Annotated in this window: 5 protein-coding genes; 1 reads left to right on the forward strand and 4 read right to left on the reverse strand. The window is 62.3% G+C overall.

Translation table 11 applies throughout. The annotated features are described in order from the left end of the window. Positions 1–166: 166 nt before the first annotated feature. The 4 genes from Q7U29_RS04550 to Q7U29_RS04565 all read right to left on the reverse strand — a co-directional run bounded on the left by Q7U29_RS04550 (position 167) and on the right by Q7U29_RS04565 (position 3372). Positions 167–634 (reverse strand): YbaK/EbsC family protein, encoded by a 468-nt coding sequence (locus Q7U29_RS04550; protein WP_304738989.1) that lies wholly within the window; start codon positions 632–634, stop codon positions 167–169. Positions 635–890: 256 nt separating this feature from the next. Next, positions 891–1634 carry a haloacid dehalogenase type II gene (locus Q7U29_RS04555; protein WP_304738991.1) on the reverse strand — a complete coding sequence of 248 codons (744 nt, stop codon included), beginning with the start codon at positions 1632–1634 and terminating at the stop codon, positions 891–893. A gap of 31 nt (positions 1635–1665) precedes the next feature. Further along, positions 1666–2484: a hypothetical protein gene (locus Q7U29_RS04560; RefSeq protein WP_304738993.1), complete on the reverse strand. Its 819-nt coding sequence runs from the start codon at positions 2482–2484 to the stop codon at positions 1666–1668. Positions 2485–2487: 3 nt separating this feature from the next. Continuing rightward, positions 2488–3372: an amidohydrolase family protein gene (locus tag Q7U29_RS04565; protein WP_304738995.1), complete on the reverse strand. Its 885-nt coding sequence runs from the start codon at positions 3370–3372 to the stop codon at positions 2488–2490. A gap of 124 nt (positions 3373–3496) precedes the next feature. Here Q7U29_RS04565 and Q7U29_RS04570 point away from each other — a divergent pair. Beyond that, a partial coding sequence (locus Q7U29_RS04570) for a MaoC family dehydratase N-terminal domain-containing protein (RefSeq protein ID WP_304738997.1) occupies positions 3497–3755 on the forward strand: 259 nt, incomplete at its 3' end.

Below are 3755 nucleotides of genomic sequence, written 5' to 3' on the forward strand. Positions count from 1 at the left end.
TGGTTCCCCCGACCGCGCATCCTTCACCCCTGGCCGGACTTGCGCTTCGCCGTCAAACACCCAAGGTGGGAGCCGTATGCGGGAAAGCCGCCTGTACGGTTCTGTGCGGGGGGCGCTCAGAAATGAGCGTCCCTACCGCGATCGCTGCGCGCGCAATGACGACCGATTAGGCCGGCGCCTGACACACATCGATCCATTCGGCTGATGTCAGCTCCGCCATCCGCATCGGCGCGATGCGCACGGCGCTGTGGGTCGAGCCCGCCGCCGGCACCACCTCGTCGAACGCCTGCAGCGAGACGTCGCAATAGACCGGCAGCGGCGTTTTCAAACCGAACGGACAGACCCCGCCGACTTCGTGCCCGGTGATGTCGGCGACTTCATCGACGCCGAGCATCTTCGGCTTGCCGCCGAAATGCGCCTTGACCTTCTTGTTGTCCATGCGCGAGGTGCCGGCGGCGACGATCAGCACCACCCGATCGCCGATCCGCAGGGAAAGCGTCTTGGCGATCCGAGCCGGCTCGACGCCAAAGGCTTCGGCCGCCAGCGTCACGGTGGCGGAACTCAGGGGCGATTCGATCACGGTGATATCGGGGGCATGTTCGGCGAAGAACGCGCGGACGGATTCAATGCTCATGAAGGGCTGTTCTGCTGATTCAAGCGGCCGGATTCGGGCGGAACCGTTACATCCCGCAATAGCTTGGAAAAGTGAAGAGATTTGATTGTCGGGTGGAACGCCTTGGCGGCTGTGCCGTTCTATCTCCGAAGCAAGCAGGATCGCTGGCTGTGAACAACGGCGCCGGACGCGGATAGCCAATAGCGGTCAGGTCTTCGACGAGCAGGCAGTTGGGAGGAAACTCCGAATTGCCTGCTCGTTTTATTTGTCAGACGGACTACGGATGAGCGGCGACCAACTGCGGTAATTGCGCCAGCGCATGGATGCGATAATCCGGCTCGAGCCCGAGTTCGTCCATCTGGGTCCGGATTGCCTTGAACATCGTGAGCGGCGCTATGAGGTCATTCTTGACGCAGGCCAGCGCCATCGCCTCCGGCGTCACCCTCTCGATCCAGGCGACGTTGAGGCCGAAGGCCTTGGCGCCGCAGGCGTCCCACGGGTTCGAGGAGATGAACAGCACCTCCGCGGGCGGCGCGCCAAGCCTCGTTTCGATCAGCCCGTAGGCTTCGGGAGCCGGCTTGAAGATCTCTTGCGAGTCGATGCTGATGGTGGCGTCCAGCACGCGGTCGAGGCCGCTGTTGGCGACCAGCGCGTTGAGCATGCCGGTGCTGCCGTTGGACAGTATGGCGAGCTTGCGGCCCTGCATTGCCGCAAGAGCCACCATCGCATCCGAATAAAGATCGAGATGCAGATATTTGTCCATGATGCGTTCGAACGCGGCGCTGTCGTATGGCAGCCCGAGCACCCTGAGTGTGTAGGCGAGCGAATCCCGGGTGATGACGGAGAAATCCTCATAGCGTCGCATCAGCGAACGCAGCCAGGTGTATTCCAGCTGCTTGATGCGCCAGACCTGGGTGATGATCTCGCCGTAGCCGGGAAACGCCGCTTCGGTGACTGCGGCGACCGACTGGATGTCGAACAATGTGCCGTAGGCGTCGAATACGACGGCCTTGATGCTCATGCAGCGCCCCTGATGTCGTCCCCGCGCCGGGTTATTCGGGCGTGGCACGTCGAATGATGGCGCAGATTCCTGCCATCCTGGCGATCGGATGTTCGACGAATAGCTGGCACGAGGCAAGCGCCGCCGACAGGCCATCTGGCGGCTTGCCGGGCGCCAGTTGACAGGCCAGCACTTTTCCATGCGCGCGGCCGACGGCGCGTGCCGAGCGCGTCAGCGCGCTCAACCTGCCGTCGGCCTGGTATGGCGCGAGCAGGGTCCGGACGATGCCGAGATAGGCCGGCCAGTACGCCAGATGCCGGTACATGCTGGCAATGAGAAACGGATCGGTGTCCTCGCCGAATTCATTCAATTCCAGGATCAACCGCTGCACGTCGGGTGACAGGCCTTGCATGGGCGGCAACGGCGGGAGTTCGGTCGGCGCGGAGACGGGTACGGCGTCCGAGGGCTGCGCCGGCTCGGCGGCGCTCGGATCGTAATGTTCGAGCAGGGCGGAGAGAACGGCCAGCGCCAGCGCGTTGGTATGATAGTAGCTGTTCAATACTGCGCGGATATTCGTCAGCGCCGGCTGATCAATTCCAGCCGCGTACAAAACATCTTTGGAAATTGCGGGTGTATCGGGCAGCTGCAGCGAGCGGCGGATCGATTCGGCATGTGCGGCTGCCGGCGCCAGATAGAGCGGCCGTACCGCCGACCATGCCCACGGCAGCGCGCCGGGCATGGTCGCGAGATGGCGCCAAATCAGGTTGACCACGCTGGTGTCGAGCGTCCTGCGGATGTCCGCATAGATCCCGGCGATTTCGCCGGTGGCTTCGGTCTCCAGCACCGAAGGGACGCTCTCTTGCTGGGACAAAATCTAGATCCCCAGCAGCTTCCGCGCATTGAGCTTCAACACCTTCGGCCTGATCTCGTCGCGGATATCGAGCTTGGCGAAATCCGCCATCCAGCGGTCGGGCGTGATCACCGGCCAGTCCGAGCCGAACAGCATCTTGTCCTGCAGGATCGAGTTGATGTAGCGCACCAGGATCGGCGGGAAGTATTTCGGCGACCAGCCGGAGAGGTCGATATAGACGTTCGGCTTGTGGGTCGCGACCGACAGCGCCTCTTCCTGCCAGGGGAACGAGGGGTGCGCGAGGATGATCTTGAGGTCGGGGAAATCCGCCGCGACGTCATCCATGTACATCGGGTTGGAATACTTCAAGCGCATCCCCATGCCGCCGGGCATGCCGCTGCCGACGCCGGTCTGGCCGGTGTGAAACAGCGCGATGGCGCCGCCCTCGGTAATGGCCTCGTAGAGCGGATAGGCCATGCGGTCGTTGGCATAGAAACCCTGCATGGTCGGATGGAATTTGAAGCCGCGGACGCCGTATTCCTCGATCAGCTTCCTCGCCTCGCGAACGCCGAGCTTGCCCTTGTGCGGATCGATGCTGGCGAACGGGATCAGCACGTCGGAATTCTCCGACGCGATCTCCAGCATCTCGTAATTGTTGTAGCGGCGGAACCCGGTTTCGCGCTCCGCGTCGACCGGGAAGATCACCGCGGCGATCTTCTTGGCGCGGTAATAGGCCGCGGTCTCCTGCACGGTCGGCGGGTGCTTGTTCGGCGACTTGAAGTAGTCGGCCATCTTTTCCTGGAAATCGTCATAGCCGTCGTCGCCATGCATGCCGCAGGGCTCCTCGGCATGGGTGTGGATGTCGATCGCGACGACGTCTTCGATGTTGGGCAGCTTCAATTTGGACATGTTGTTTTTCCGGGGCAGGGTCGCCTGATTTTACACGGTCGCGAATTGATTATACCATATAACAAATTCCGCAAGACGGCATGACGCGGCGGCACGATAATAGCGGCGGACAAGGGAGGATGCGATGGCGCAGGCGGAAGCCTTCGAAACCGATTTCTGGAAACACGCCAATCTGCGCAAGGTGTGGGACGACATCGTCCCCGGCGTGCCGCGCAAGACCATTCCCTATACGCTGACCAAGGCGGCGATCGAACTCTACTGCAAGTCGGTCGGCGAGGATCACCCGATCTATTTCGACGAAGCCTACGCCAGAACCACGCGCTATGGCGGGCTGATCGCGCCGCCCTCGATCCACATCCTCCTGATGTTTTCCTGCACCCCGG

Origin of the sequence: Bradyrhizobium sp. (assembly GCF_030654605.1) — a bacterium.
Taxonomy (GTDB): domain Bacteria; phylum Pseudomonadota; class Alphaproteobacteria; order Rhizobiales; family Xanthobacteraceae; genus Bradyrhizobium.